Annotated in this window: 25 protein-coding genes and 1 tRNA gene; 6 read left to right on the top strand and 20 right to left on the bottom strand. The window is 33.7% G+C overall.

The window, feature by feature from the left end:
- Positions 1 to 45: 45 nt before the first annotated feature.
- Together AX016_RS01965 and AX016_RS01960 are read left to right on the top strand one after the other, a co-directional pair.
- The gene (locus AX016_RS01965; RefSeq protein ID WP_100894005.1) at positions 46 to 1,854 is read left to right on the top strand and encodes a GNAT family N-acyltransferase; all 1,809 of its coding nucleotides are present in this window, start codon (positions 46 to 48) and stop codon (positions 1,852 to 1,854) included.
- 11 nt (positions 1,855 to 1,865) lie between these two features.
- Positions 1,866 to 2,870 (top strand): carboxypeptidase-like regulatory domain-containing protein, encoded by a 1,005-nt coding sequence (locus AX016_RS01960; RefSeq protein WP_100894004.1) that lies wholly within the window; start codon positions 1,866 to 1,868, stop codon positions 2,868 to 2,870.
- A gap of 55 nt (positions 2,871 to 2,925) precedes the next feature.
- Here the strand turns inward: AX016_RS01960 and AX016_RS01955 are convergent, their stop codons facing one another.
- The 8 genes from AX016_RS01955 to AX016_RS01920 form a co-directional block, all read right to left on the bottom strand.
- Positions 2,926 to 3,309 carry a TM2 domain-containing protein gene (locus tag AX016_RS01955; protein ID WP_100894003.1) on the bottom strand — a complete coding sequence of 128 codons (384 nt, stop codon included), beginning with the start codon at positions 3,307 to 3,309 and terminating at the stop codon, positions 2,926 to 2,928.
- Positions 3,310 to 3,368: 59 nt separating this feature from the next.
- Complete coding sequence (locus AX016_RS01950) at positions 3,369 to 3,755, bottom strand: VOC family protein (RefSeq protein WP_100894002.1); 387 nt, start codon at positions 3,753 to 3,755, stop codon at positions 3,369 to 3,371.
- A gap of 7 nt (positions 3,756 to 3,762) precedes the next feature.
- Complete coding sequence (locus AX016_RS01945; protein WP_100894001.1) at positions 3,763 to 4,218, bottom strand: DUF1801 domain-containing protein; 456 nt, start codon at positions 4,216 to 4,218, stop codon at positions 3,763 to 3,765.
- Between the two features lie 31 nt (positions 4,219 to 4,249).
- Positions 4,250 to 5,188, bottom strand: coding sequence for a 2-hydroxyacid dehydrogenase (locus AX016_RS01940; RefSeq protein WP_100894000.1), 939 nt, complete (start codon positions 5,186 to 5,188; stop codon positions 4,250 to 4,252).
- 2 nt (positions 5,189 to 5,190) lie between these two features.
- Positions 5,191 to 5,556, bottom strand: coding sequence for a cupin domain-containing protein (locus AX016_RS01935; protein WP_100893999.1), 366 nt, complete (start codon positions 5,554 to 5,556; stop codon positions 5,191 to 5,193).
- A 17-nt stretch (positions 5,557 to 5,573) separates the two neighbouring features.
- A complete protein-coding gene (ggt, locus tag AX016_RS01930; RefSeq protein ID WP_100893998.1) occupies positions 5,574 to 7,244 on the bottom strand; it encodes a gamma-glutamyltransferase in 1,671 nt (556 codons plus the stop codon).
- 40 nt (positions 7,245 to 7,284) lie between these two features.
- A complete protein-coding gene (locus AX016_RS01925) occupies positions 7,285 to 8,280 on the bottom strand; it encodes an MBL fold metallo-hydrolase (RefSeq protein WP_100893997.1) in 996 nt (331 codons plus the stop codon).
- A gap of 103 nt (positions 8,281 to 8,383) precedes the next feature.
- On the bottom strand, positions 8,384 to 9,535 hold the full coding sequence (locus AX016_RS01920) for a histidine decarboxylase (RefSeq protein ID WP_100893996.1): 1,152 nt from the start codon (positions 9,533 to 9,535) through the stop codon (positions 8,384 to 8,386).
- A gap of 161 nt (positions 9,536 to 9,696) precedes the next feature.
- Here AX016_RS01920 and AX016_RS01915 point away from each other — a divergent pair, with 161 nt between their 5' ends.
- Positions 9,697 to 10,149 (top strand): Lrp/AsnC family transcriptional regulator, encoded by a 453-nt coding sequence (locus AX016_RS01915; RefSeq protein WP_100893995.1) that lies wholly within the window; start codon positions 9,697 to 9,699, stop codon positions 10,147 to 10,149.
- Here AX016_RS01915 and mgtE read toward each other — a convergent pair.
- The 7 genes from mgtE to AX016_RS01880 all read right to left on the bottom strand — a co-directional run bounded on the left by mgtE (position 10,144) and on the right by AX016_RS01880 (position 18,214).
- On the bottom strand, positions 10,144 to 11,490 hold the full coding sequence (mgtE, locus tag AX016_RS01910; RefSeq protein ID WP_100893994.1) for a magnesium transporter: 1,347 nt from the start codon (positions 11,488 to 11,490) through the stop codon (positions 10,144 to 10,146). The two genes, AX016_RS01915 and mgtE, sit on opposite strands and share 6 nt — an antisense overlap.
- On the bottom strand, positions 11,477 to 12,337 hold the full coding sequence (rsmA, locus tag AX016_RS01905; protein ID WP_100893993.1) for a 16S rRNA (adenine(1518)-N(6)/adenine(1519)-N(6))-dimethyltransferase RsmA: 861 nt from the start codon (positions 12,335 to 12,337) through the stop codon (positions 11,477 to 11,479). The genes mgtE and rsmA overlap by 14 nt, the downstream gene beginning before the upstream one ends.
- Before the next feature lie 48 nt (positions 12,338 to 12,385).
- A complete protein-coding gene (locus AX016_RS01900; RefSeq protein ID WP_100893992.1) occupies positions 12,386 to 12,718 on the bottom strand; it encodes a DUF4286 family protein in 333 nt (110 codons plus the stop codon).
- A gap of 51 nt (positions 12,719 to 12,769) precedes the next feature.
- A complete protein-coding gene (locus AX016_RS01895) occupies positions 12,770 to 14,557 on the bottom strand; it encodes a tetratricopeptide repeat protein (RefSeq protein WP_100896781.1) in 1,788 nt (595 codons plus the stop codon).
- Positions 14,558 to 14,615: 58 nt separating this feature from the next.
- On the bottom strand, positions 14,616 to 15,887 hold the full coding sequence (gene serS, locus AX016_RS01890) for a serine--tRNA ligase (RefSeq protein ID WP_100893991.1): 1,272 nt from the start codon (positions 15,885 to 15,887) through the stop codon (positions 14,616 to 14,618).
- A gap of 90 nt (positions 15,888 to 15,977) precedes the next feature.
- Positions 15,978 to 17,288: an HTTM domain-containing protein gene (locus AX016_RS01885; RefSeq protein WP_100893990.1), complete on the bottom strand. Its 1,311-nt coding sequence runs from the start codon at positions 17,286 to 17,288 to the stop codon at positions 15,978 to 15,980.
- Positions 17,285 to 18,214, bottom strand: a complete 930-nt coding sequence (locus AX016_RS01880; RefSeq protein ID WP_100893989.1) for a bifunctional riboflavin kinase/FAD synthetase — start codon at positions 18,212 to 18,214, stop codon at positions 17,285 to 17,287. Before AX016_RS01880 ends, AX016_RS01885 begins: the two co-directional genes overlap by 4 nt.
- A gap of 48 nt (positions 18,215 to 18,262) precedes the next feature.
- Between AX016_RS01880 and AX016_RS01875 the strand changes: the two genes are divergently transcribed.
- Both AX016_RS01875 and AX016_RS01870 read left to right on the top strand, forming a co-directional pair.
- Positions 18,263 to 22,036 (top strand): reprolysin-like metallopeptidase, encoded by a 3,774-nt coding sequence (locus AX016_RS01875; RefSeq protein ID WP_100893988.1) that lies wholly within the window; start codon positions 18,263 to 18,265, stop codon positions 22,034 to 22,036.
- Positions 22,033 to 22,710 (top strand): hypothetical protein, encoded by a 678-nt coding sequence (locus AX016_RS01870; protein WP_100893987.1) that lies wholly within the window; start codon positions 22,033 to 22,035, stop codon positions 22,708 to 22,710. Before AX016_RS01875 ends, AX016_RS01870 begins: the two co-directional genes overlap by 4 nt.
- Here AX016_RS01870 and pth read toward each other — a convergent pair whose 3' ends face one another.
- The 3 genes from pth to AX016_RS01855 all read right to left on the bottom strand — a co-directional run bounded on the left by pth (position 22,711) and on the right by AX016_RS01855 (position 25,031).
- Positions 22,711 to 23,346 carry an aminoacyl-tRNA hydrolase gene (gene pth / locus AX016_RS01865; protein WP_100893986.1) on the bottom strand — a complete coding sequence of 212 codons (636 nt, stop codon included), beginning with the start codon at positions 23,344 to 23,346 and terminating at the stop codon, positions 22,711 to 22,713. It abuts the gene before it with no gap.
- Between the two features lie 86 nt (positions 23,347 to 23,432).
- Positions 23,433 to 24,044, bottom strand: a complete 612-nt coding sequence (locus tag AX016_RS01860; RefSeq protein WP_100893985.1) for a 50S ribosomal protein L25/general stress protein Ctc — start codon at positions 24,042 to 24,044, stop codon at positions 23,433 to 23,435.
- A gap of 45 nt (positions 24,045 to 24,089) precedes the next feature.
- On the bottom strand, positions 24,090 to 25,031 hold the full coding sequence (locus AX016_RS01855) for a ribose-phosphate pyrophosphokinase (RefSeq protein ID WP_100893984.1): 942 nt from the start codon (positions 25,029 to 25,031) through the stop codon (positions 24,090 to 24,092).
- Positions 25,032 to 25,194: 163 nt separating this feature from the next.
- Between AX016_RS01855 and AX016_RS01850 the strand changes: the two genes are divergently transcribed.
- Positions 25,195 to 25,274: transfer RNA gene (locus tag AX016_RS01850), tRNA-Leu, on the top strand.
- Positions 25,275 to 25,323: 49 nt separating this feature from the next.
- Here AX016_RS01850 and AX016_RS01845 read toward each other — a convergent pair.
- Together AX016_RS01845 and AX016_RS01840 are read right to left on the bottom strand one after the other, a co-directional pair.
- A complete protein-coding gene (locus AX016_RS01845; RefSeq protein WP_100893983.1) occupies positions 25,324 to 25,812 on the bottom strand; it encodes a hypothetical protein in 489 nt (162 codons plus the stop codon).
- Positions 25,813 to 25,874: 62 nt separating this feature from the next.
- Positions 25,875 to 26,810: a PD40 domain-containing protein gene (locus AX016_RS01840; RefSeq protein ID WP_100896780.1), complete on the bottom strand. Its 936-nt coding sequence runs from the start codon at positions 26,808 to 26,810 to the stop codon at positions 25,875 to 25,877.
- Between the last annotated feature and the right edge of the window lie 44 nt (positions 26,811 to 26,854).

Genomic DNA, 26,854 nt, shown 5'->3' with positions numbered 1-26,854 from the left:
TACATTAAAACTAATAAGTTATATTTGTTTATCACAATATAATTTATGGGATTAGTTACAGCAAAAGAAGTTGCGCAGGCCATTAAAGTAGATAAGTTTGGTTTTGTTGGTACTTTTATAGGTTGGTTGTTAATGAAGGTGACTAAAATATCTAGTATTAATGCCTTTTATGATGACCATAAGCACCTAACAGAGACCGCTTTTTTAGATGCTATTTTAGAGCATTACCAAATTAAATTTGAGATTCCTGAGGAAGACTTTAGAAGACTTCCAAAAGACGGAGCATACATCACCATATCTAACCATCCGCTGGGTGGTATAGATGGTGTTTTATTGTTAAAATTACTTTTGCAACATAGGGCCGACTTTAAAATAATGGCTAATTTTCTGTTAAATAGAATAGAGCCAATGTCGCCTTACATATTACCTGTAAATCCTTTTGAGACTAGAAAAGATGTAAAAAGTAGTTTAGCCGGATTTAAAAATGCGATGCTACATTTAAGAGGAGGACATCCATTGGGTATTTTTCCTGCAGGTGAAGTATCTACTTATAGAGATGGAAAATTAATTGTAGATAAACCTTGGGAAGAAACTGCTTTAAAGCTCATAAGAAGGGCAGAAGTGCCTGTGGTTCCAATCTATTTTCACGCTAAAAATAGTAGGTTGTTTTACAGGTTGTCTAAAATTAGTGATGTTTTTAGAACTGCTAAATTACCGTCTGAAGTAACTACGCAAAAAAACAGAGTCATTAAAGTTAGAATTGGTCAGCCTATAACTGTAAAAACTCAGAACGAACACAAGAGCTTAGCAGATTTTACAGATTTATTGCGTAGAAAAACATATATGTTGTCTAATGCCTTTGAAAAAGAAAGGTTGATAGATAAAGTACCTACAACACTAAAAATACCCAAAGCTCCTAAAAAAATAGCAACACCTATTAGCAGAGACATTATAGAAAAGGAGATTGAAGAATTACGTAAAAAAGATTGTAGACTTTTACAAAGTAAATCTTATGAAGTCTTTTTGGCTACCGCAGATGATATGCCTTCTATTTTACAAGAAATAGGTAGGCAAAGAGAGGTTACTTTTAGAGCTATTGGTGAAGGAACTAATAAGGCTATAGATTTAGATGAGTTTGATAATTATTACCACCATCTTTTTCTGTGGGATGACCAAGGAAAAGCTATAGTTGGTGCTTACCGTATGGGGCTTGGAGGCGAAATATTTAAAAAATATGGTATAGATGGTTTTTATGTTCAAGATCTTTTTAGGTTAGAGCCAGAACTGTATGGTATGATGCAGCAAACCATAGAAATGGGTAGGGCATATATAGTAAAGGAATACCAGCAAAAACCAATGCCTCTATTTTTACTTTGGAAAGGTATTGTGCACACAACACTTAGGCACCCAGAGTATAAGTACTTAATAGGTGGTGTTAGTATTAGTAATCAGTTTTCTAATTTCTCTAAATCTTTAATGATAGAGTTTATGAAATCTAACTACTGGGATCCGTATGTAGCGCAGTATATTAGGCCTAAAAAAGAGTTTAAGGTAAAATTAAAAGACGCAGATAAAGAATTTATTTTTGATGAAACTGAAGCCGATTTAAATAAGTTTGATAGACTTATTGATGAGGTAGAACCAGGTAACTTACGCTTGCCTGTTTTAATTAAAAAATATATTAAACAAAATGCAAAAGTGGTAGCATTTAACGTAGATCCGCTTTTTAATAACTCTGTAGATGGTTTAATGTATATTAAAATTGCAGATATACCAGAAAGTACTGTTAAGCCGGTTATGGAAGAATTTCAGGCAGAATTGGAACAAAAACTACACAACGGACAAACAGAATAATACTAGTGCAAATGAAAACGAGTTTCTTTTTTTTATTTGCACTTCTTTTTCTACAAGGATTCACGCAAAATACTGTTAATGGTTATGTTTTAGATGAGGTTAGTAAAGAACCTTTGCAAGGAGCATCTGTTTTTTATGATGGTACAACCATTGGTGTGATTACAACTACAGATGGTTATTTTAGTATTTCTACAGAAAAAAATAGTACTTCACCTTTAGTCATAAGTTATTTTGGATTTAAAAATAAGGTTGTAAATGTAGTTGGTAAAACAACTGTAGGTACTATTTACTTACAAGAAGCCATAGAAGAATTAAATGAGGTTGTTCTGGAACCAGACACTTGGAGTAGAGAAAAGAAATTACGCATCTTTAGAAATCAGTTTTTAGGCTCCACTTTACCAGCACAAAAATGTAAAATTTTAAATGAAGATGACATACGCTTGTACTACAGTAAAAAAGAAGATGTACTTTATGCTTATGCCAACAAGCCTATTCTAGTTCAAAATAAATTTTTAGGGTATAATTTAGAGTATCATTTACAAGATTTTGAGGTTAGGTATAAAACCAATATAAATGGTTTTAGGTTAACAGGTTCTGTGTTTTATGCAGGCACTACCTTGTTTAAGGAAATAGATAAAAAAACAAGGCGTAAGTATATTAAAAATAGAGAACTTACTTATTATGGGTCTACATTACATTTTATGCGTGCTTTGTCTGCAAAGAGACTAACAGAAGAAAATTTTAGAATTTTTAAAGAGAGTTTAGAAGTAAACCCTTATGACTATTACAAAGTAGAAAGTATAGGCAATGGTAACACCAAAGTAACGCAGACTTTAGAGCGCTTAAATGTGTTGTATAATAGGTGGAGTAATTCTTTTGTTGTAGTAACTCAAAACCCTTTTGAAATAGATGCTTATGGCAACCATTCTCCTGTAGATGTGGTGTTGTTTGGCGGCGATATGGGCTTGCTTAGAATAGCAAATACATTACCCTTAGATTATGAGTCTGTAAACTAAAAAAGGCCATCTAAAAAATAGATAGCCCTTCTGTTTTGTAATTTGTTTTAATTCTTTAAAACCAAGGCTTTCTACCTACTTGGTATGTGTTGTAGAATTCTTCATCAGATTTTGTTAGGTACATAATACCTTCAACAATACCAATAATCCAAGTTGCTGCAAGAATGATACCACCAACAGCAATGCAAAGAGTTGCGTAACCTACTACGGTTGCAACTAGCAAAATAATACCTTCTTTTTGGTAGCCTAAAATAAATTTATGAACTCCTAAAGATCCAAAGATAATTGCTAAAATACCAACTAGCATTTTCTTGTTTTCTCCTCCAGCCATATTGTTTAGGCCTTCAGATATATCGTTAGCAGCTTCTTTTGCGCCTTCTGCAAATTCGTTTGTTGTTTCTTTTGCTTCATCAGCAAAATCCTTGTTTTCTTCTGACATAATTTTTGTGTGTTGGTTTAATTTAATTGTGAGATAAATGTAGTAATTTTTTTTAATTATTACTTAAAAGCTTCGTCTATTGGCTCCCATAATTCTAGTTTATTTCCGTCAGGGTCTAGTATCCATCCAAATTTTCCGTAGCTATATTCTTCTATTTCACCAACAATAGTAACACCTTCTGCTTTTAGTACTTCTAATAATTTCTCTAAGTTTTCAACCCTAAAATTCATCATAAAAGAAGATTTGCTAGGTTCAAAATACGTGGTGTCATTTTTCATTGGACTCCATTGGGTACTACAATCGTTTCCTTCTTTATCTTTCCACCAAAAGGTACAACCATAACGGTCTGTATCTAGACCTAATCTGTCTTTGTACCATTGCTTTATTTTATCTGGGTCTTCTGTTTTAAAAAAGAAACCACCTAAGCCTGTTACCCTATTCTTCATATTGGTTTTATTTTTTAGTGTTTTTCTCGTATAAATCTATCCATTGTTGTACCGTCATTTTTGTAGCCAGTTCGCCAATTAACTCGTATGGGATATCATCTAACTTTTTAAATCTTATACAGCTTTTGCCCATATCTAACTTGCGTTTGCAATGCTTAGGATATTCTTTAGTAAACCAATTTAACAAGTCTGGGTCTGCATAAATACCAGAATGGTACAAGGCAATAAAGTTTTTTTGCGAAGCCACATTCATAAAGGGTAGTGGCAACTTTGGATCACAATGGTAGCCATCTGCATATAAGATATGTGGTACAACATAGCCTAACATACCATAACTCATAGTTTCTGTAAAACCAGCAGGGATATTATTTAAAATTATTTCTCTAATTTTAGAAAAAGTTTCCTTACGCTCTTCTGGTAGTTCATTTATATATTGGTCTGGTGTTACGGCTTTAGATTGCATAATCTTGTGTTCCTTTGGTTCACTTTTAAAGTTACAAAAACTTTGCTTCTACCTTATCTACAATAGTTTGTGCAAGTTTAATTTTGCTTTCTACGGTCCAGCCAGCTACGTGCGGACTAAGTAAAACTTTATCAGATTGTATTAAGTATTCAAAAGCTTTAGGGAGTTCATTATCTGTAAACATATTTTCAAAAGAGGCTTTTTCATATTCTAAAACATCTAGTCCTGCGCCTAATATTTTACCTTCTTTTAGTGCTGCCACCAAATCTGCTGTTACTACACATTTACCACGAGCAGTATTAAACAACCAAAACGGCTTTTTAAAGTCATTAATAAAGCCTGTTGTTACCATATTTTTGGTAGAATTAGACTGTGGTACGTGTAGACTTAATACATCTGCTTTTTGTTGTAACTCTTTTAATGATACTTGAGTTGCATTTTCGTTGCCAACACCATCTTTAATATCATAGCACAATACATCTACATCAAAACCACGTAGTTTTTTAGCAAAAGCATTACCCATATTTCCGTAGCCTATTATACCAACGGTTCTACCGTCTAGCTCAATACCTCGGTTGCCTTCTCTGTCCCATTTGCCATTACGGATTTCTTGGCTTGCTTTATTTAACTTATTAAACAAAGATAAAATCATACCCAATGTGTGTTCGCCAACAGCATTGCGGTTGCCTTCTGGGGCAGAAGCTAAAAAAATACCTTTCTGCGTAGCGTAATCTGTATCTATATTTTCTAGGCCAGCACCTAATCTTCCTATAAATTTTAGGTTGGCTGCTTTGTCTAAAAATGCTTTGTCTAACGGAAATCTACTGCGTATAATTAATCCCTCATAGTTGTGAATAATAGCTTCAACTTCCTCTTTAGTTGCTGTGTAATCTATATCATTTACAAAACCAAAATCTTTAAATTGTTCTATTATTAAAGGATGATTTTTATCTAAATGCAATACTTTCATTATTATATTTTTGGATATTCAGTTTGTGTTTTCTCGTCAATAACAGTGCCTGTGTGTGAAATAGATTGTTTCTCAAACAACAAAACCTCTACAACTTCATCATTTTTTGTTTTAGGGCAGTGTTCTACGCCTTTAGGAACCACAATTATTTCGCCTTCTTTTACTATTTCTGTACGGTCTCTAAATTGCATATACAATGTACCTTTTAGTACCTGAAAAAGTTCATCTTCATTTTCGTGTGCGTGCCAAACAAAGTTGCCTTTTAATTTGGCTAAAAGTACCTGCATATTGTCTACAACAGCAATTTGGTGCGGATGCCACTGTTTACTAAACTTGCTTTGTTTTTCTTTTAGGTTGATGGTTTTCAAAATAAAATGTATTAAAATTAATAACCAATTGCACCACCATCTGGACTAGAAGAATCTGATGCTCCTATGTAAACTTTATTTTCAGTATCTACAGTAATACCCATTAGCCTGCCTAAGTGCTCGCGTTCTACCATTGTATGTCCCATAGCTTCTAATGCCTTTATAGTGTCTGGTGATAGTAAATCTTTTTCATACAAAATACGGTCTGGTAACCATTGGTGGTGAATTTTCATAGCTTCAATAGCTTTGTGTATAGGCATATCAAACTCAATTACATTTAAAACTGTTTGAAAGACCGTGTTTATAATTGTTCTTCCGCCTGGGCTACCAATAACCAAAACAGCTTTACCGTCTTTAGCTACAATTGTAGGAGTCATACTAGAAAGCATTCTTTTTTCTGGCTTAATAATGTTAGCAGCAGAACCAATTAAGCCTTTGCTGTTTGTGTAGTCTGGTTGCGGATTAAAATCTCCCATTTCATTATTAAAAATAAAACCAAGTTTAGGAGAACCTAATCTAGAACCGTAGGAATGTTCTAAAGTGTAGGTTAACGATACGGCATTACCTTCTTTATCTAAAATAGATAAATGAGTGGTATTGTTGCCTTCGTAAATTTGTCCAAATTTGGTAGAATCGCTTACAGATGCTTTTTGCCAATCTATATTTTTAAACCTGTTTTTAGCAAATTCTTTAGACGTAAGTTTTTCTAAAGGCATATTTAAATTAAAGTCAGGATCACCTAAATGTTCTGCTCTATCTGCAAAAGCTCTACGCATAGCTTCTGCTACCAAATGTACGTAAGGTGTTGAGTTAAAAGGCGTGTTATTAAAATCTGCTAACTCCATAATATTCATCATTTCTAACAATGCAACTCCACCAGAACTAGGAGGTGGCATTACAAAAATGTCGTGCCCCTTATAAGTTCCTTTTAAAGGAGTTCTTTCTACGGCTTCATATTTTACTAAATCTTTTAATGTAATTAAACCATCATTTTTTTTCATAAAACGAGCAATTTCTTTGGCTACCTTACCTTTGTAAAAACCGTCTTTACCATTATCTCTAATTTCTTTTAGCGTTGCGGCAAGTACAGGTTGTTTCCAAATTTCATCCATTTGTGTTATTTCACCTTTTTCATTGGTAAAATAATTGGCCATAAATTCAGATTCCTTTTTATAATGTAGGGCGTGTTTATACAGCGTGTAAGACAAAGGCACACCGTTTTCTGCTAAATCAATAGCTGGCTGTACAAGTGATGCCCAAGGTAGCTTACCATATTTTTTATGCGCCATAAATAGCCCTGCAACCGTGCCGGGTACACCAACAGATTGCAAACCATTGTGGTTAGAGCCAGGTATTAAGTTGCCCTGTTCATCTAAAAACATATTTGTAGTTGCTTTTAAAGGTGCTTTTTCTCTAAAATCTATTGTGGTAGCGTTACCATCAGATTTCATAAAAACTAAAAAGCCACCACCGCCAATATTACCAGCTTGTGGATGCGTAACGGCTAAAGCAAAAGCAGTTGCAACAGATGCATCTATTGCATTACCACCTTTTTTAAGGATTTCTGCACCAACTTTAGATGCCGCACTGTTGTCTGACACTACCATACCATTTTTAGCATAGGTCTGTGCTTTGATAACTGTAGTGAAAAGTGCACAAACTAAAAGGTAAAACAGTTTAATTTTCATAGGTGTAATTTTAGAGTAAATATAATATTTGTAAGGCGTTTTATAAGTTGTAAATACCGTTAATCTGCGCAATGTTAAATCCGTTTTGTATAATTTGTTTTGCCTTAGCGCTTTCTATATTTAAGGCTGGATTTGTATGATTAAAATGAATGAAATTTATTTTGCTTTTTTCTGCTTTAGGAAGCTCTTTAAACAGCTCCATACTTTCTACAATAAATGGATGAGGAATTTCTGAAATATCTCTGTTGTTTATTTCTTCGGCATCATAAAAAGTAGCATCTATAAATGCATAATCTACTTTTGCAATTTCGGCAATAATATCTTGTTCCCACTTATTCCACTTGTCAATATCCGGAATAAACAAAGCACTTTTGTTTGGTCCAATTATAGTGTAACCTACGGTTTCAGAAAACTCATCTCTGTGTGGCACTGTAAACGGAACTACTTTTAAAGAAGGGGTTAGCTGTATTTTTTTGTTGTTTTCAGTAGCTTTTATTTCTATGTTTTTGTTAGCCATAAGCTGACTCCAAGGTCCGTTATTCTCTAAAAAGGTTTTCATTTTTGGCATAGCGTAAACCGCAGCGCAATTGGCATTCATAGCTTCTTTACCTAGGAACATTAAACCTGCATAATGACCAATATGTGCGTGCGTTAAAAAAATGCCTGTAGGAGTTTCTTTAGCATTAAAGTTTGCACTGTTTTTTAGCGCTTTTACCTGTGTGGCAATATCTGGTGTGGCTTCAAATAAAAAAGTTGCTTTGTTTTTGGTGTCTATAACTCCTAAAGAAACTACTTTTCTGCTAGCATCTGGATTTGTAAATAAGTCTTTGCAGCAGTCTTTTTTGCACCCTATTTGTGGTGAGCCAGCATCTTGTACAGTGCCTAAAATAATTAAAGCAGTATTGTTAATCTTTGTAGGTGAGCTATTAGTTGTATTACGGTCTGTGTTATCTGTTGCGGTAGCGGGTTTGTCTTTGGGTTTACAAGCATTAAATAAAAGGAGTAAAACACATATATTTAACAAGTTTTTTATCATTGGTAGTTGCTTTGTTGTTCTATAAAGATAACCAATTGGCAACAAAAAAAGCCAATGGAAATAACATCCATTGACTTTTGGGTTCTAAACTAGTAGTGTTAATCTAAAAATCTAGCTCAAATTCTTCTTCTTCAATAGTGCTGGCCTGTGACATATCATAAATAAACTCGTCTATTTGTGCTTTTGTAACATTAGGCATACATATAACGTGTGCAACATTACCCTCTGTAGCCAATTGCCATTTTTGTTTAATTTCTAATGCTGTTTTAGGAAAAACAACGGTAATAGAATTTGGATTACGCCAAGCGTTTACACCAATTTCCTTTAACCTATTTTCGCAATATACAGCGGTTTCTAAACTCTTTTGGTAACGAGCTCTTAAACCTTCTACGCCTATTTTTTTAAGCGCATACCATAAAAATAATGGACTATGACCATTTCTAGAGCCGGTAATTGTAGTGTCTAAAGAGCCAATGTAAGAGATGCCTTTTGCTATACGGTCTCTATTGCTACGCTTAGTTATAATAACGCCAGACGGAATTGGAGACCCTATAAACTTATGTCCGCTTATAGATATACTATCTGCACCATCTCTAAAATCAAACGGTATACGCGGCTCCATAAAGGCTCCGTAGGTTCCAGATAAAGCAGCATCACAATGTATGTAATGGTCTTGTATAGCTAAGTTTTTTAAAATACCTTTTATTTTAGAAACATCATCTTTTGCTTCCTTCATTGTGGTGCCAAATGTGGTGAGTACAATGGCAGGTTTATGACGATTCATTTTAACTGTATTCTCAAAATCTTCATAATCTATTTCTCCGTTTTCTTGAGAACGTATAATGATACTTGGAATATTTAATAAATGAATATTTTTACGCACGCTATAGTGTGTAGACTCAGAATAATATACCATTCCCTTTGGGTATAGCTCACGTGCTAAGTATAATCCGTATAAGTTACTTTCAGAGCCGCCATTAGTAATATATCCCCAATAATCTGTTGGTTGTGCTCTAAATAGTTTAGCAAAAAAACCAACAACTTCCTTTTCCATTTCGTGTGTTTGCACCTTGTATGTGCCATCTTCAAACGGATCTCCTAAGTTGTTTATTGGGTATTGTAAAAAGCTGCTGAGCTCAGAATAATCAAAATCTTTAGATACAGGATACCCTAAAAATGTATCTCTAGCTTGCTCTATGTTTTCCTTTAGTTTGTAAAGGCGTTCTGCGTCTTTTTCTGATATATTTTGATACATAGTAGTTTAGTAGGTTTTAATACTGTAAAATTAGTATTTTCAGTCAAAGTATCTTTAATTTGGTGTTAGTTTGATAAATTATACTGGATTATGGTTTATTTTCAATTTGATTATTCTGTTTTTATTTAAAAACTATCGACCTAACAAAAAAATATACTGATATGGATGCTGTAGACAAAAAAATACTAATGCTGTTGCAACAAAATGCAAAGCAAAACACTAAAGAAATTGCAGATAAAATAGGGTTAACGGTGTCGCCTACTTTTGAGCGTATTAAAAAACTAGAACAGCAAAATTATATTAAAGGGTATGTGGCTTTGCTTAACGAAGAAATGATTAATAAAACCATTAAGGTGTATTGCCATATTACTTTAGCAACACACTCTAGGGAGTTGATAGATAATTTTAAAAATAATATTGCTCATTTACCAGAAATAATGAGTTGCCAACACTTGTCTGGTAATTATGATTTTTTATTAAAAGTTGCTGTTAGTGATATGACGCAGTATCAGCAATTTGTTTTAGATAAGTTATCTGTAATAAAAGGCATATCTAATGTGCAAAGTTCTTTTGTGTTAGAAGAAATAAAAAACGATACAGCTTATGCTTTATAAAAATAGTTTAGCTATTGAAAAATAAATAATTATACCAAAAATATCGTTACTTGTTGTTATAAATGGCCCAGTTGCAATGGCAGGATCAATTCCTCTTTTATGTAAAAAAATAGGTACAAATGTGCCAATAATACCAGCTACAATAATTACAGCTATAAGAGATATAGATATGGCAAATGCCATTTTTACATCGCCCTCCATAAGCCAAGCAAAGCAAAAAAGTATAATGGCTAATATGGTACCGTTAAGTGCAGATAAAAGTATTTCTTTTATTAGTCTGTTTACCATACTACCTTTTAAATCATCATTGGCAATACCTTGCACAACAATTGCACTAGATTGCACACCAACATTACCAGCCATTGCGGCAATTAATGGTGTAAACAATAAAAGAGAAATGTGCCCTTTTATAACGCCTTCAAAAGTGCCCATTATTGTGGCAGAACCTACACCACCAAAAAGACCTAATATTAGCCAAGGCAAACGTGCTTTTGTTAAATCTAAAATGCTATCATCTGCTTCTACATCTTGTGATATACCAGCTGCCATTTGATAATCTTTATCGGCTTCATCTTTAATAACATCTACAATATCATCAATTGTAATTCTACCAACTAATCTGCCAATTTCGTCTACAACAGGTATGGCTTCAAGGTCATACCTAGACATTATTTTTGCAATTTCTTCTGGTTTTTCGTTTACAGAAACAGAATCTACTTTTGGGATATACACATCTTTAATATGTGTTTTTGTAGATGTGGTAAGTAAATCTTTTAAAGACAGTCTGCCTTTAAGTTTTTCCTCGTCATCTACCACGTAAATAGAGTGTACTCTGGTAACGTTTTCTGCCTGTGCGCGCATTTCTTTTACGCAGGTAAGTACATTCCAGTTTACGTTAACTTTTACAAGTTCTTTTGCCATTAAACCACCAGCAGAGTACTCGTCATAACGTAAAAGGTCTACAATATCTTTTGCGTGTTCTCTATCTTCAAGCTCAGAAATTACCTCTTTTACAATGTTCTGTGGTAACTCTGCAACTATATCTGCCGCATCATCTGTGTCTAACTCATTAAGCTCATCTGCAATTTCTTTTGTAGATAAGTTTCCTAAAATAGATTCTCTAACGTCCTCATCTAATTCAGTTAAAATATCAGAGGTTTTATCACTCTCTAATAATTTAATAATATAGGTAGCGTCATCGGTGTTTAGCTCATTAACAATTTCCGCAATATCTGCATAGTGTACTTCCTCTAAAAGAAGCTGAATGTCAGTATCTTTTTGACTGGAAATTAATGCTTCTATGTGCTGTAAAAACTCGTCTGTTAATTTAAACGGTGTCATTGGCTATCTTTTTTGTAAGTGCTACAAAATCCGCAACTGCTAATTGTTCTGGACGTTTGCCAAAGATAGGGTCTTCTTTTAAATTATCAGAAAGTTCAAAGGTTTTTAAGCTATTTCTAATAGTTTTTCTACGCTGATTAAAAACTGCTTTTACAACACGGTATAGTAATTTTTCATCTACGCCAATGTCTAAGTTTTCTTTACGTGTTAGTCTAAGTACGCCAGAATCTACCTTTGGTGGCGGATTAAAAACTGTTGGCGGTACTGTAAATAAATATTCTGCGTGGTAATATGCTTGTGCTAGTATAGATAAAATACCATATGCTTTGCTACCTTCTTTAGAGCAAATACGCTCTGCAACTTCTTTTTGAAACATTCCTGTAAACTCTGGTATCTGCTCTTTGTGTTCTAGTGTTTTAAACACAATTTGTGTAGATATGTTGTACGGGAAATTACCACTTATAGCAAATTGCTCATCACCAAAAATGGTGGTTAAATCTTGTTTTAAAAAATCGGCCTCCACAACTTTAAACGTTCCTTTACGTGTAAGTAACTTTGGGTGCTCTAACAAAAAATTCTGATTTAAATATGCTATAGATTCAGTATCTAAATCCATAGCTATTAAATTTAAATTGTGTTTTAAAATGTACTTGGTAAGCACGCCTGTACCTGGCCCAATTTCTATAACATTAGTGTACCCTTTATGGGTTAATGTTTCAGCAATTTGTTGTGCAATAGCTTCATCTGTCAAAAAATGCTGACCAAGGTGTTTTTTAGCTTTTACGGGGCTATCATTTCTGCGTTCGGCCTTATTTTTTTTAAAAAACTCTTTTTTCTTTTTAGACATAAATTGTGTAGCTAATAATTTAATACCAGGTTTTTACAGTGTAAAAATTTATTTTTTAGCAGGAGTTAGTACAGCTTCTCCAATAACCTCTAATTCTGTTCTAAAAGCTACAAACTGACCCGCAAAATGCTTGTTAGCCTCTTCACGCAACTTATCTGCATCTTCTTTGTAATAAACCTCTAGAGTTTCTTTGTTTGGCGTGCTGTACTGTACAGAGTATGTTACGCCACCCATTTCTTCTTCTATAATTACTTTGCACATTTTAGCTCCTGTAAATTTACCTGTAGCTAGCATATCTGGTATGTGTGTTTCTTTCATCCAAGACAACCATTTGTCGTGTGCTGCTTCTTCTATGTTAATGGTTACATTGTATATGTACATAATATATTTTTTAGTGTGATGTTTACTTTTTTACAATCTGCAAAGCTATAACTAATTTATAGCGTCTCCTCTAAGTTTTCTAAACTCTTTTCTGGCTAACGGAAAATAGTAACTGTCTTGGTAGCCATAAATTATTTTTTCATAATGGTATTTTGCTTCTTCTGGCTTGTAAAGAATAGTGCGGTATAGTTCGCCTAAGGCATAATGGGCGTCATCAGCTAAAATTCCGGAGGCGTAAAATTCTATAATTTTTAGATAATTAAACTCGGCTTTCTCATACTTTTTTTGTTGTATAAGTAGTTCAGCTTGTTTTAATAAGGCTTCGTCTTCAATTTTTTCACCTTTGTGGTTTTCTAAAATATCATCTAAAGTGGTAATGGCTTCTGTTGTCTTGTTTTGATACGCTAATAAATCTGCCGTAGCATACTTTTTTAATGCTGTTTTAGTAGAGTCTTGAAGGCTGTTATCAGAAATTAATAAGCTTAATTGCATAGCATCATTAGCAATTAGCTGAGATGTAGAGCTGCGTAACACTTTTAATTGCGCCAAAGCCCAGTCAAAATCACCTTTGTAAAAACTAGCTTTTGCAACTTTAAACCTAGCATTTTGTGCTAGAATATCATTTTTTAAGTTTTTCTGAATTTGTGTATAGTAAATTAGAGCCTCGTTAAACCTTTTGTTGTAAACAAGTATATCTGCTAAAGTCATTTTTATTTTAGCTTCTTCATACTTGTTAAGTTGTAATTCTAATGTCTTTTTTAAAACGGTTATTGCTTCTTCAGAATTATTCTTCTTAAAAGCTAAAAAGTTAGCATACTTTAATTGTAGCAGTATAGTGTGCGTTTTATAACCATAAGTTTCTAAAAGATAGTTGTAAGATTTTTGTGCTATTTCTATATTTTTATTTTCAGACAATTCTAAATCTAGCTCTATTCTTTGTAGTTCTGCATAGAGTTTTATATTGTCTTCTCTGGTGCTGTTGGTTACAATATAATTGTAGACCTCTTGGGCAGTTTCTTTTTGGTTTTCATCAACACAAATGTTGGCTAATGTTTGCAATCTTCTTAAACTACTTTCTTGGGAGCGTTTGTAAATAGCTTTTTCTTGACTAAAAGCACTGTTAAATTGTTTTTGCTGTATAAATAGCCAACTCAACATTTCATTCCATATAATATCTGGGGTACGTTGTGCGTTTCTAAGAATTAGTTTTTTTAAAATGATGTTGTTTCTGTAATCAGAATCTGATGTGATAAAATCGTCTAAACTACGAATTACAGTTGGCATTTTATCTGGGTTTTTACCTATGATATTAAGCAGGCTGTAAAACATTTTTTCTACATTGCCTTGTTCTCCGTAAATGCGTGCTAACTGAAAATTAAAATCCAAGTCAGGATTTAATTCCATTGCTTTACTATATGTTTTTGCAGCATATTCTAAAAGGGAATATTTTTGAAACCTGTAGGCTAAACCATAGCCGTCTCTGGGGTTTTCTGCTACTTTTGAGTATGCTAAGTCGTAATATTTAGTGGCTTCTGCATCATTACCCTGTAGGGTGTAATTATGTCCTAAGTCTATGTAATATACTGGGTGCGGATTGTTTGACTGTAAATTCTGTTGTATTTGCTTTTCTGCATCAGAATAACGCTCTAGTTGCTGGTAGCAGCTAATTAAAAATGTTTGGTAGTCAGATCTTCTTGGGTTTTCTTTTACAAGCTTTTCGTAAAAAATTACGGCTTTGTCAAAATCTCCATCATCAAAATACTGTTTAGCTAAAAAGCTGTTTTGCCCAACAGAAAGTTGTGCAAAACAGCAGGCTAGTATAAGTATAAATATTCTCAAGAAATCTATTTTTAAAAGTAAAGATACCAAGAATATAAGAAGTTCTTGTTAAAGAACCTTAATCTATCATATCAAAACCACAATAAGGCACAAGAACTTCTGGTATTTTAATGCCATTTTCTGTTTGGTAATTTTCTAAAATTCCAGCTAAAACACGTGGTAAAGCTAAAGAGCTTCCGTTTAATGTATGTGCAAATTGGCTTTTACCATTTTCGTCTTTAAAACGTAACTTAAGTCTATTTGCTTGGTATGCTTCAAAATTAGAAGCAGAACTAATTTCTAACCAACGGTCTTGTGCAGTAGAAAACACTTCAAAATCAAACGTAAGAGCAGCTGTAAAACCAAGGTCGCCACCACAAAGGCGTAGCAATCTGTATGGTAACTTTAATTCTCTTAAAATATCTTTTATGTGCTCTACCATACCATCTAAGGCAGCATAAGAATTGTCTGGGTGTTCTACACGTACAAGTTCTACTTTATCAAACTGGTGTAGTCTGTTTAAGCCACGAACGTGTGCCCCATAACTACCAGCCTCTCTCCTAAAACAAGGTGTGTAGCCTGTGTAGGTAATAGGAAAATCTTTCTGGTTAACAATGGTGTCTCTAAAAATATTAGTTACAGGGACTTCTGCTGTAGGTATTAAATACAGGTCGTCTTCTGTAACGTGGTACATTTGTCCTTCTTTATCTGGTAATTGACCGGTTCCGTAACCAGAAATTTCATTTACCAAATGCGGAACTTGAATTTCTTGGTAACCAGCAGCTGTATTTTTATCTAAAAAGTAAGCAATAAGCGCACGCTGTAACCTAGCACCTTTTCCTTTGTAAACAGGAAAACCAGCACCAGCAATTTTAACACCAAGTTCAAAATCTATAATGTCGTATTTTTTAGCAAGTTCCCAGTGTGGCAATGCACCTTCTATTAATTCTGGAATATCTCCTTCTCTAAAAATTTCCTCATTGTCTTCATCTGTATTACCTGCAGGCACACTTGGGTGTGGTACATTAGGAATTTGGTATAACAATGTTTGTAACTGCTCTGCAACAGTATTTAGCTCTTCTTGTAATGTTTTAGATTCTTCTTTTAAAGAAACAGTGCGTTCTTTTAAAGTAGTTGCTTCAGATGCTTTTCCGGATTTAAAAAGCATACCAATTTCTTTAGATAACTTATTGCTTTCTGCAAGTGTGTTGTCTAATTTGGTTTGTGCATCTCTACGTTTTTCATCTAATGAAAGTACGTTTTCTAACAAAGGAGCTGCATCTATATTACGCTTTTTTAGGGCGATAATAATCTCGTCTTTTTGTTCTCGAATAGCTTGAAGCTGTAGCATCTATTTTTAATTTTAACAGCAAATTTAATGGTAAAAAGGGATTGCGCAAAAGAGAATGCGTAAAAGTTGAAGACTTTGTGGCTGTATACTTTACTTAGGACTTGGTAAAATAAAATTATTGTGTTTAAAATGATGCCATTTCTCTTGTGCTAAATCTACAGTTGGGTCTATAAATGGTTGGTATGGTTTACCGTTAATGCTTACTCTAGATTTTACGTAAACAGCAATATCCTTACCGTCTTCCTTGGCTTCTTGTTTTAAGTGTTGTGCAAATTGCCAAATAAAATCTGGGTAGGCACCAATTTTTCTACGTTGTTTTTTTGTAAGATAATTGTTTAGATTGATGCGTGTTTTTTTATTTGTGTTTTTGTCTACAGTAGTAAAACTAACACTTCCGCTACGCGAGCGCAACATCATACGCCAACTAAGCCTGTGGCCTTCTTCATTCCAAAGTACATCATCTTTAAAAAAGTGATGCCTTATGGGCAAGCCTAATTGAAACAAAAAATAAATTACCCAAACACCAATAATAATAGTTTTGTGTTTTGGAATTGCTGATGAGTATTCTTTATGTTTTTTTTCTTTTAAGAAAAAGATATTTCTAAGCTTTTGTGGTTCAAAAAAGAAAACAGTGAAAGCTAAAGCTAAGTAAGGGAAAATACCAATTTGAAAAACAATAGAGTTAAACAAATGAAAAAATATAGCGAGTATAAATGCAATTTTTCTACTTGGTTTCCACAACAGTGCCGGAATAATTAGTAAATCAAACAAAATACCAAAAACAGCTACAATTTTGTGTACCCAAGCAAGTTGTAAAAAGTCTCCAATTAAAAAGTAATCTGCTTTATTTTGCATCAATACTTTTATAAAACCAAAATCTAGCCAGTCTGCATATAATTTTGCTACAGAGGCATACGTGTAAACTATAATTAATTGCAGCACAATAATATACTTGTAGTAAGCATACATTTTATTAGTGCGCAATTCGGGTTTTTTTCTAGCATCTACAGAATTGTCTGCGTTTGCCGGAAAAAATACCATTATCCACGAAATTAGCATTAGAAGGTAGTAATGGTTGTTGTACGATGTTTTTTGCATTAAATATACGCTTGTCCATAAAATAGCAAAGGCAAGCATACTGTATTTGTACTTGTAACCTATAGAAATAAAAATACCGGTAATACCCATTAAAACAAAGTAGGCGTACATACCTGGACCTGTAAACACTGTTAGCCACTCAAAACCTATAAAACTAAAATTAAAAGTAGGTTCTACAAGATTTGTTCTTACCCAGCCAGTAAGTATAGCGCCAAAAGACTCTAAACTAATTAAAATACCAAAAAAAGTCCTAAAGAGAATTAGGCCCGCGTTGTCTATTTTTTTAAAAAGAAAGGAGTTCATAGTTTAGCAATTAAACTAGTGGCAGTTTCTTGGTCTTTTGCAAGTTGCTCTTTTAAATCGTCTAAAGAGTTAAATTTTACTTCATCTCTAATACGGTCTAAAATATCTACTTGTATTTTTTTACCGTAAAGGTCACCATCAAAATTAAAGAAATTAACTTCTATGGTTTTTTCTGTACCGTTTACAGTTGGGTTGTAGCCAATATTCATCATTCCAAAAACTGTAGAGTTGTTTAGTTTTGCTTTAACAGCGTATACTCCGTTTTTAGGAATTAGTTTGTATTCTTCTTTGATATAAATATTTGCTGTGGGGTAATTTAATTGTCTGCCTAAGCCTTTGCCTTTGGTAACTATACCTGTTAGCATATAATTGTAGCCCAAATAACTATTTGCTTTACTTACATCACCTTCTGCAAGTGCTTTTCTTATTTTAGTAGAGCTAACAGAGACATCATCAATTTCTTGTGCGGTAATTTCCTCAACATTAAAATCAAACGTAGTGCCGTAGTTTCTTAAATCGTTAATGTCTGCATTACGGTTACGTCCAAATCTATGGTCATAACCTATAATAATTTTTTTAGTATTGAGTTTATTAACTAGGAGGTCACGAACAAATTCTATGGCGCTTAATCTAGAAAACTCTTTAGAAAAAGGATGAATAATTAAAAAATCTAAGCCTAAGTTGCTTAGTATCATTTCTTTCTCTTCAATAGTGTTAAGTAGTTTAATATTGCTATCTTGTTGCAAAACCATTCTAGGGTGCGGAAAAAAAGTAAGTACTGTACTTTCTATTTCTAATAGTTTGGCACTATTTATGAGTCTTTCTAGTATCTTTTTATGACCAATGTGCACACCATCAAAAGTACCAATAGTAATAACTGTAGCGTGTGCTTTGTCGAATTTTGAAATGCTTTTAATTGTTATCACGAGACTAAAATAATAAAAAGACTATTTTTGAATATTAAACTGCTTTGAATGATTACAAAACTACGCCTTGTTTTTTCAATAACCATATTATTTGGTAGCTTTTACGGTATTGCGCAACAGAATTACTGGAAAACTGGTGTTTTGGAACAAAATTCAGTGGCTAAATCTATGCAAAATATAGATGCAAATAAAGCAAAAACGTTTTATTTAGATGAATCTGCTTTTTTATCTAAACTAGAAGAGTCAAATTCTAGTGCTAAAGGAAAAAATGTAGTTTACTTTCCTCATAATGATGGAGAGTTAGAAGCTTTTTATGTAGAAGAGCACGCTGTTTTTGCTCCAGAATTAGCTTTAAAATACCCAGATATAAAGTCTTACGTTGGTTACGGTGTAAAAAACTCTAAAGAGCGTGTGCGTTTTAGTGTGTCTCACAAAGGCGTGCAGAGTATGATTGTACATGGAGATAGAGAAGAGGCTATTTATATGCAACCATCTAAAATAAAAGATGGACAATATATTGTTTACGGAGCAGATGCGCACCAGCATAAAGATGAATTTGTTTGTGATACAAAAGCAGTACTTGCAGCCAACAAAAAAGCTTCTGCAGCTAAGCAAATAAATGACCAAACGCTTAGAACGTATAGAATAGCAATTTCGGCTTCAGGAGAGTATACAACATACCACGGAGGTACGGTAGTAGACGCCTTGGCAGCAATAAATGCTACGTTAACAAGAGTTAATGAGGTTTTTGAAACTGATTTAGGAATACATTTAGAGTTAATTGCCAATACAGATCAAGTAATTTACACAGATGCATCTACAGATCCGTACTCTGGTAGTTTAAATACACAAGCTCAAAATACATTTTCTACCGTAATTGGTTCTGCTAATTATGATGTAGGACATCTTTTTCATCAAGGACCAAACGGAGGTAATGCTGGTACTGTAGGTTCTGTATGTGATGACAACTGGAAAGGTAGAGCATACTCCTCTCGTAGTACACCAGAAGGAGATTTGTTTGATGTTGATTTTGTTGCACATGAAATAGGGCATCAGTTTGGGGCTAACCATACGTGGTCTTTTGATTCTGAAGGTACTTTAGTGCAAGCAGAACCAGCTAGCGGATCTACAATTATGGGGTATGCAGGTATTGCAGATGGCAACAATGTGCAAGCCAATGGTGACGATTATTTTCATTATTACAGTATTTTTCAGATAGCAGAATATGTTAGTAGTTTAAGTTGTGGTGTCAATACTTCAATAACTAACAATCCGCCAGTAATAAGTCCTTTATCAAACTATATAATTCCTAAATCAACCCCTTTTGTGTTAACGGGTGATGCTACAGATCCTGATACAGCAGATGTGTTAACTTATACCTGGGAACAAATAGATAATGGTGTTGTAACACGTAGTAACTTTGGACCAGAGAACCCAAGTGGAGCAAATTTTAGGTCATTAAAACCAACAACAAAAAAAGAACGTTATTTTCCAAAAATAGAACGTGTAATTCAGGGTAACTTAACACAAACTAACCCGTCAGAAGGAGCTTCTTGGGAAACTATTTCTGATGTAGAGAGAGATTTAAATTTTGCATTAACAGTAAGAGATAATGTTGTTGGAGGCGGACAAGTTGTGTCTGAAACTATGAATGTGCGTGTTATAAATTCAGCCGGTCCTTTTGCGGTAACATCTCAATCAACTAACCAGGTGTACCAGTCTGGTTCTGTACAGCAAGTAACTTGGGATGTGGCAGGTACTAGCGCTGCGCCTATAAATACAGAAACTGTAAATATATACTTGTCTATAGATTCTGGTTTGTCTTTTCCTACTTTATTAGCAGAGAATGTGGTTAATGACGGGTCGCACATTGTGCAAATACCAAACGTAGTTACCACAACAGCAAGGATAAAAGTGATGCCTACTAATAATGTGTATTATGCTATAAATACAACAAACTTTACTATAAATACGTCAGATGTTAACCTAGAGTTTGAGGCGTTAACCTATAATGTTTGCCAGCCTAACGATGTATTAGTTCCTTTTAAATATACTGTAAATAATGGTTTTGATGAAACCTCTACGTTTAGCGTTTTTGGTGCTCCAGCAAATTTAGGAGTTAACTTTTCTGTGCCTACTGCAGATACAAATAATACCAATGTAGACTTAACTTTTTCTAATACTGCAAATGTTGCTCCAGGCACTTATGAGGTAACAGTATTGTCTAACTCAACATCCAATTCAACTGGGGTTGTTTTAACTCTGGTTATTGGAAACACCACTTTTGCAGATGTAGGTTTAATTTCTCCAGGAAACGGAGCTATGAGTGTCAATATGAATCAGACACTTTCTTGGGAGGAGAATGTTGCATACTCATCTTATGACTTAGAAATTGCAACAGATGCTGCTTTTACTAATATTATAGAAACAAAATCTACTCCGTTTACATATTACAAACCTACTAGTTTACAGGCAGAAACAACTTATTACTGGCGTGTTAAACCAAAAAGTTTATGTGCAGAAGGTACTTTTGGACCCGCTTACAGTTTTACAACAGCCTTGGTTAGTTGTGCAATAAAAGAAGCAGATGATTTACCTAAAACAATACCAACAGTAGGTACATCTGTACTACAATCTAAAATTACTTTTTTAGATGATTTACCAATTACAGATGTAAATGTAACTGTAGATATTACCCATAGCTTTTTAAGTGATTTAACAGTAAGTCTAATATCTCCACAAGGTACAAGAGTCGTTTTAACATCTAACTCTTGTGGCGATTTTCAAGATATAAATGCCGTTTTTGATGATGACAGTGCCAGTTTTGTATGTGGTAGTGGAGCAGGAGCGGCAATTGGTGGTACGGTTAGGCCTTTGGGTTCATTGGCATCTTTAAATGGTGAGTCTATTTTAGGGGAGTGGATTTTAGAAGTAAAAGACGGAGCATCATCTGACGGAGGAGAAATAAAAGATTTTAATTTAGAGATTTGTGTAGAGGGAATGTTGCGTCCAGATGCAGATAATGATGGAGTTTTTGATGATGGTGATGATGCGTGTTTGGGAACACCAAATGGGGTAGAGGTAGATGTTAATGGTTGTGCTGTTTACAGGTTTATGCCAGATAATTTTGCTATTTCTGTAGCTAGTGAAGCATGTACTACTAGTAATGATGGAGAAATTTTTATTGATGCAATAGAGGAAATAAATTATAGTGTTACAATAACAGGTGCGGGAGTTAATATTACACAGGAATTTACCAACACACTTACTTTAGATAATTTAAATGCAGGTATTTATGTGTTGTGCTTTACAGGAACAGATGGTGTAAAAGTATACGAAGATTATTGTGTTACTGTTGTAATTAAAGAACCAGATGTACTTTCTGTACTATCAGCCGTAACAAATCGAACACTTAAATTAGAGCTCAGTGGAGCAAAATTGTACAATGTAGAGTTAAATGGTGTAGTAGTGCAAACTACAGATAAAACAAAAAATCTAGCACTTAAAAACGGATTAAATACAATAAAAGTATCTACAGGTTTAGAGTGTCAAGGGATGTATGAAAAGCAAATTTATATTGCAGCTAATCCGGTAATTTCTCCAAACCCTACCGCAGGTGAAGCAATAGCTTATTTAGAAACTTTGACTGGAAAGGTTACAGTTGCTATTTATACGTTAGGCGGACAGGTATTACAGCAAAAGAAGCATACTATAAATAATGGTACGGTTACATTAGACGTATCTGGTTTAGCAAAAGGTGTGTATGTGGTAAAGTTTAATGGTGCTGAGGTTAATGGAGAAACAAAATTAATTAAGAAATGAAAAAAATATTAATACTTGTGTGTTTATTGGCACTGTCTTGTTCTAAAAGTTCACCCAAACCACCAACTACGCCAGAGCTACTTTTTCCGTTAAAGAGCTCCGAGTGTACTACAGGTGTTACTTTAGGTACAACAAATACAAGTGAAGTAGAGTTGGCGTGGAATGCTTCTGCAAGAACAGATTTGTATGAGGTTAAAATAACTAACTTAAATACTAATTTAACGCAGACACTAAGTACCACAACTACAAAGCAAAAAGTAGTATTAGATAAAGGTGTTGCTTATTCTTGGTTTGTAACTGCTAAAAACGATGAGGTTTCTGAGACTACTGCTAGTGAAATTTGGAAGTTTTACAACGCAGGATCACAAACTACATATCCGCCTTTTGCAGCAGAAATAATTTCTCCTAAATCTGGGCAAACTGTATTTAAAGATACAAATAATGATGTTGCTTTAGAGTGGCTTGCTGAAGATGTAGATAATGACATAGCAAATTATAAAGTTTACTTTGGAACAACTACACCGCCAAGTGGTTTGCTAGCAACAAATGCGCCTAATAATACTACTGTTAAAGTAGGTGTGGTAATAAATACAGTGTATTATTGGAAAGTAGTTACTACAGATGCAGAAGGCAATGCGTCCGACTCTGGAGTTTACCAGTTTAAAGCACGTTAATTAAGAGTTGTTAAAATGGTTCATGGTAGTTTTAACACCAGCCAATACAAAAGATTTAATAAGCTCTATAGAGCGTTCTAAACGTTCTGGCATTTTATCTTGCTCTTCTTGGTTCCATTCGCCTAAAACGTAGTCTACTTGTCTGCCTTTACCAAAATCTGCGCCAACACCAAACCTATACCTATTGTAGGTTGTTGTCTGTAGCACGTTTTGTGTATCTTTTAGTCCGTTATGACCACCGTCGCTACCCTTTGTTTTAACTCTAATAGTTCCAAAAGGTAAATTAATATCGTCTGTAATAACTAATAGATTTTCTTGTGGTATTTTTTCTTTTTCTAACCAATATCTAATGGCTTTACCGCTTAGATTCATATAGGTAGATGGTTTTAAAAAAAGAATAGTACGCCCTTTTATTTTATATGTGGTAACGGCTCCTAATTTTTGAGACTCAAATGTTAATGATTCTTTTTTTGCAAAAGCATCGAGTATTTTAAAGCCAATATTATGTCTTGTTTCTGTGTATTCTGCGCCAATATTGCCAAGGCCAACAACTAAAAACTTTTTCATAGGATCTTTTTCTTCTAATTGGAACAAGGGTTTTGTTCTAAAAATTGATTTAAAAAATTGTACTATCATACTATATAAAAGTATTAAAAATACAAAAGCATCCTGAAACTTGGTAAATTCCAAGGCAGGATGCTTTATTTTGTTTGTGCAGTAATTTATTCAGCAGCAGGAGCTTCAGCCGCAGCTTCACCTTCTTCTTCTTCATCATCAGAAGCAACAACGTTACGAGATGATTTAACTTGTACTACAACTGTATTATCTGGGTGTAAAATAGCAAAATCATCATTTAATAATGAAGCAACTGCTATGTTACCACCAATTTTTAATTTGTTTATATCGATATCAAAGAAATCTGGTAATTTACCAGGTAAAGCTTTAATAGTAAGCTTTCTTTTTCTAAATAATAATCTACCACCGTTTTTAACACCTGGAGAGTTACCTACTAAACGAACAGGAATATCCATAGTTACCGCTTTATCATCAAATAATTGGTAAAAATCTACGTGGATAATTCTGTCAGATACTGGGTGAAATTGGATATCCTGAACAACAGCGTTCACTTTTTCTCCGTTTTCCATCTCTACTACAACTGTGTGCGCGTTTGGAGTGTACACTAAATTTTTAAAAGCTAATTCTGGTGCTGAAAAATGTAGTGGTTGTTTTCCTCCGTATACTACGCAAGGAACCATTCCAGCATTACGTAAGGCTTTTGTTGCTTTTTTGCCTACGCTTTCTCTTTTTGATCCTGTAATTGTAATTGACTTCATTATATATATTTAATTAATGTGCAAAATTAGTGTATTAGTTCGGTTTTACATTAAAAATTTTGAACTAATAGATGTATTGTTGTGAACTCTAGTCATAACATCTGCAAATAACTCAGCAGATTCTACAACTTTAACTTTAGGACTTTGCTTTTTTAACGGAATTGAATCTGTTACTATAAGTTCTGAAAGTTTAGATTTTTCAATTTTTTCGTAAGCGTCACCAGAAAGTAAGGCGTGCGTTGTAATAGCTCTTACGCTAAGCGCACCTCTTTCCATCATAAGGTCTGCTGCTTTTGTTAATGTACCTGCGGTATCTACCATATCGTCTACAAGAACAACATTTTTACCTTCTACATTACCAATAAGTTCCATATGAGAAATTATATTGGCTTTTTCTCTTTGTTTGTAGCAGATAACAACATCACTCTCTAATGCTTTAGAGTATGCGTACGCTCTTTTAGAACCACCCATATCTGGAGAAGCAATTGTAAGGTTATCTAACTTTAAACTTTTTAAGTAAGGTAAAAATAAAGTAGAAGCAAATAAATGATCTACTGGTTTTTCAAAGAAACCTTGAATTTGATCTGCGTGCAAGTCCATTGTAATAATCCTTGTTGCACCTGCAGATTCTAGCATTTTTGCTACTAGTTTTGCTGCAATTGGCACTCTAGGTTTGTCTTTACGGTCTTGTCTTGCCCAACCAAAATATGGTAAAACAGCAGTAATATGCCTAGCAGATGCTCTTTTAGCAGCATCTAACATAAGTAACATTTCCATTAAGTTTTCTGAACTTGGATTTGTAGATCCAATAATAAAGACTCTTGCGCCACGAACAGACTCTTCAAAAGAAGGCTGAAATTCGCCGTCGCTATATCTTGAAAATTTTACTTTTCCTAAGTCTGATCCAAATGATTTGGCTATTTTTTCAGCTAAAGCTGTACTTTGTGTACAAGCAAAAATTTTAGGTTCTGGGACCGAGTATGACATTGTTGTGTTGTTGATTTCTATGTTGGTCGTAATCAAGGGCTTAAATGTCCTTTTTTTAACGAGGTGCAAATTTAAAAATTTATTTGTTAAGCTAAAGGATAATTGTTCTTATTTTTTGCAAAAAAACAAGAAATTATTTTTATTTTTGCAGTCCGTTACAATTGCTCGAGTGGCGGAACTGGTAGACGCGCTGGATTCAAAATCCAGTTCTTCGGAGTGTGGGTTCGATTCCCACCTCGAGTACAATAAAAAAGCCTTGATAGTGATATCAAGGCTTTTTAAGTTTTTAGACTTATTCTGTTATAAAAATTAAAGATATTTTATAGTTGTCTTTGTCTCCACTAGCAAACACCATTCTGTTTTCTGTTAGCTCTATAAGATGTAAGGAAAAAGAAGTAGTTTTGACAAGATCTTCAGTTACTTCGCCTCTTATTATAGTTATGTATAAGAGCCCTTCATCTTCATAAAAACGATATTCCGCTTCAGCAATTTCGTTATCTCCGTAGTAACAATTTTCTAATCCCGCTACTACTTCTATAATTCCGTCTGGTTTAAATGTGTAAATATCATCTACAAGACAATCATTTTGTTTACTTTTTTGCTTGTAATTATAATCACTGTAATATGCTTCTAATTGCCAGGTTTTAGAGCTATTGTTGTGCATAATGATTAAGTCTTCTTGTGTGTATAGTTCTTGACTGGCGTCGTCATCATCACTACTACAAGAGGCTGTAGTTATTAAAATAAATAATGATAATAGTAATAGTTTTGAGTTATTCATAAAATAAGATTTTTGGTTCTGTGTGTCTTAAACAATTATTGTACCACGTATGTTTTTTTAGTTTAATTTTTTAGAATTTTTAAAGTGGTAACGTATATTTTACTTAAACCGTTTTTGGCTTCTTTTACGTAGTTTGTAAAATCTAAAACTGTTTTAAACTCTTGTGGTTTTAAACTTTTTCTTTTACTGGTGAAGTATAGTTTTTGGTTTTCTTCATCATAAAAAGGACAATACTCCATGTATTTTGTGTTTATTGGTAAGCCTAAGTTTTTGGCTTTAGCCCAATTGTTATTTTTATCTTTTTTAGAAATGTATAAATCACCACTTCCTTGACCGTCTGCAGTGTTGTATTTTGTAAATAACAAAAAGTCTTCATTTTTAGATACAAAGGCATTAAACTCATAACCATCACTATTTATATTTTCATTTAATATAACAGGAGGTTGGTATGCGCCTAATTTCCACTCACAAAAATAAATATCGTCTTTACCTAAGCCATCTGGTGATGCCATTGTAAAGTACAAATTGTTGTTGCTACTTACTGTAGGGTAAAACTCATCTAAATTAGAATTTACAGGCTTGCCTAAGTTTTTTGGTTTAGACCAACTATTGTTTTTGGTATCTTTATCTACATACCAAATATCAAAATCTTTTTTTTGTTTAGCAGTATCATCCAAAGGCCTGTCTGATACAAAAAATAGCCTATTTTGATCTGGAGATAAAAAAGGTTCTAGATACATAAACTCATCACAAAAGGGTAGTAGTTTGGGTTCTAACCATTGATTGCCTTCTTTTTTTAGTGTTACTATTTTAGAAATTTCTGCAGAAGGACTCTGTATTGTAAAATAAGCTTCATTACCGTTTTTAGAAATGCAAAAATCGCGCACATTATAAAATTGATCTAGTTTTTTGCTAAACGTAGTAATGTCATTTTCAGATTGGCCACTTAATAAGTTTGAAAATAAAATTAAAGCTAATAACAGTATAATTTGTTTCATAGTTTTTTTAATATAAGCCAAAAAAAATCCGAAGCTCAGGAACG

It is taken from the genome of Cellulophaga sp. RHA19, assembly GCF_002813425.1.
GTDB lineage: Bacteria > Bacteroidota > Bacteroidia > Flavobacteriales > Flavobacteriaceae > Cellulophaga.
The sequence above is the reverse complement of the archived record's forward strand: the minus strand, read 5'-3'. Positions and strand labels throughout refer to the sequence as shown.

What these genes read in the sequence shown, in the direction of transcription:
- AX016_RS01965 (WP_100894005.1), top strand. Translation starts at nt 46, where the DNA reads ATGGGATTAGTTACAGCAAAAGAAGTTGCGCAGGCCATTAAAGTAGAT.
- AX016_RS01960 (WP_100894004.1), top strand. Translation starts at nt 1,866, where the DNA reads ATGAAAACGAGTTTCTTTTTTTTATTTGCACTTCTTTTTCTACAAGGA.
- AX016_RS01955 (WP_100894003.1), bottom strand. Translation starts at nt 3,309, where the DNA reads ATGTCAGAAGAAAACAAGGATTTTGCTGATGAAGCAAAAGAAACAACA.
- AX016_RS01950 (WP_100894002.1), bottom strand. Translation starts at nt 3,755, where the DNA reads ATGAAGAATAGGGTAACAGGCTTAGGTGGTTTCTTTTTTAAAACAGAA.
- AX016_RS01945 (WP_100894001.1), bottom strand. Translation starts at nt 4,218, where the DNA reads ATGCAATCTAAAGCCGTAACACCAGACCAATATATAAATGAACTACCA.
- AX016_RS01940 (WP_100894000.1), bottom strand. Translation starts at nt 5,188, where the DNA reads ATGAAAGTATTGCATTTAGATAAAAATCATCCTTTAATAATAGAACAA.
- ggt (WP_100893998.1), bottom strand. Translation starts at nt 7,244, where the DNA reads ATGAAAATTAAACTGTTTTACCTTTTAGTTTGTGCACTTTTCACTACA.
- AX016_RS01925 (WP_100893997.1), bottom strand. Translation starts at nt 8,280, where the DNA reads ATGATAAAAAACTTGTTAAATATATGTGTTTTACTCCTTTTATTTAAT.
- AX016_RS01920 (WP_100893996.1), bottom strand. Translation starts at nt 9,535, where the DNA reads ATGTATCAAAATATATCAGAAAAAGACGCAGAACGCCTTTACAAACTA.
- AX016_RS01915 (WP_100893995.1), top strand. Translation starts at nt 9,697, where the DNA reads ATGGATGCTGTAGACAAAAAAATACTAATGCTGTTGCAACAAAATGCA.
- mgtE (WP_100893994.1), bottom strand. Translation starts at nt 11,490, where the DNA reads ATGACACCGTTTAAATTAACAGACGAGTTTTTACAGCACATAGAAGCA.
- rsmA (WP_100893993.1), bottom strand. Translation starts at nt 12,337, where the DNA reads ATGTCTAAAAAGAAAAAAGAGTTTTTTAAAAAAAATAAGGCCGAACGC.
- AX016_RS01900 (WP_100893992.1), bottom strand. Translation starts at nt 12,718, where the DNA reads ATGTACATATACAATGTAACCATTAACATAGAAGAAGCAGCACACGAC.
- serS (WP_100893991.1), bottom strand. Translation starts at nt 15,887, where the DNA reads ATGCTACAGCTTCAAGCTATTCGAGAACAAAAAGACGAGATTATTATC.
- AX016_RS01885 (WP_100893990.1), bottom strand. Translation starts at nt 17,288, where the DNA reads ATGAACTCCTTTCTTTTTAAAAAAATAGACAACGCGGGCCTAATTCTC.
- AX016_RS01875 (WP_100893988.1), top strand. Translation starts at nt 18,263, where the DNA reads ATGATTACAAAACTACGCCTTGTTTTTTCAATAACCATATTATTTGGT.
- AX016_RS01870 (WP_100893987.1), top strand. Translation starts at nt 22,033, where the DNA reads ATGAAAAAAATATTAATACTTGTGTGTTTATTGGCACTGTCTTGTTCT.
- pth (WP_100893986.1), bottom strand. Translation starts at nt 23,346, where the DNA reads ATGATAGTACAATTTTTTAAATCAATTTTTAGAACAAAACCCTTGTTC.
- AX016_RS01860 (WP_100893985.1), bottom strand. Translation starts at nt 24,044, where the DNA reads ATGAAGTCAATTACAATTACAGGATCAAAAAGAGAAAGCGTAGGCAAA.
- AX016_RS01855 (WP_100893984.1), bottom strand. Translation starts at nt 25,031, where the DNA reads ATGTCATACTCGGTCCCAGAACCTAAAATTTTTGCTTGTACACAAAGT.
- AX016_RS01845 (WP_100893983.1), bottom strand. Translation starts at nt 25,812, where the DNA reads ATGAATAACTCAAAACTATTACTATTATCATTATTTATTTTAATAACT.
- AX016_RS01840 (WP_100896780.1), bottom strand. Translation starts at nt 26,810, where the DNA reads ATGAAACAAATTATACTGTTATTAGCTTTAATTTTATTTTCAAACTTA.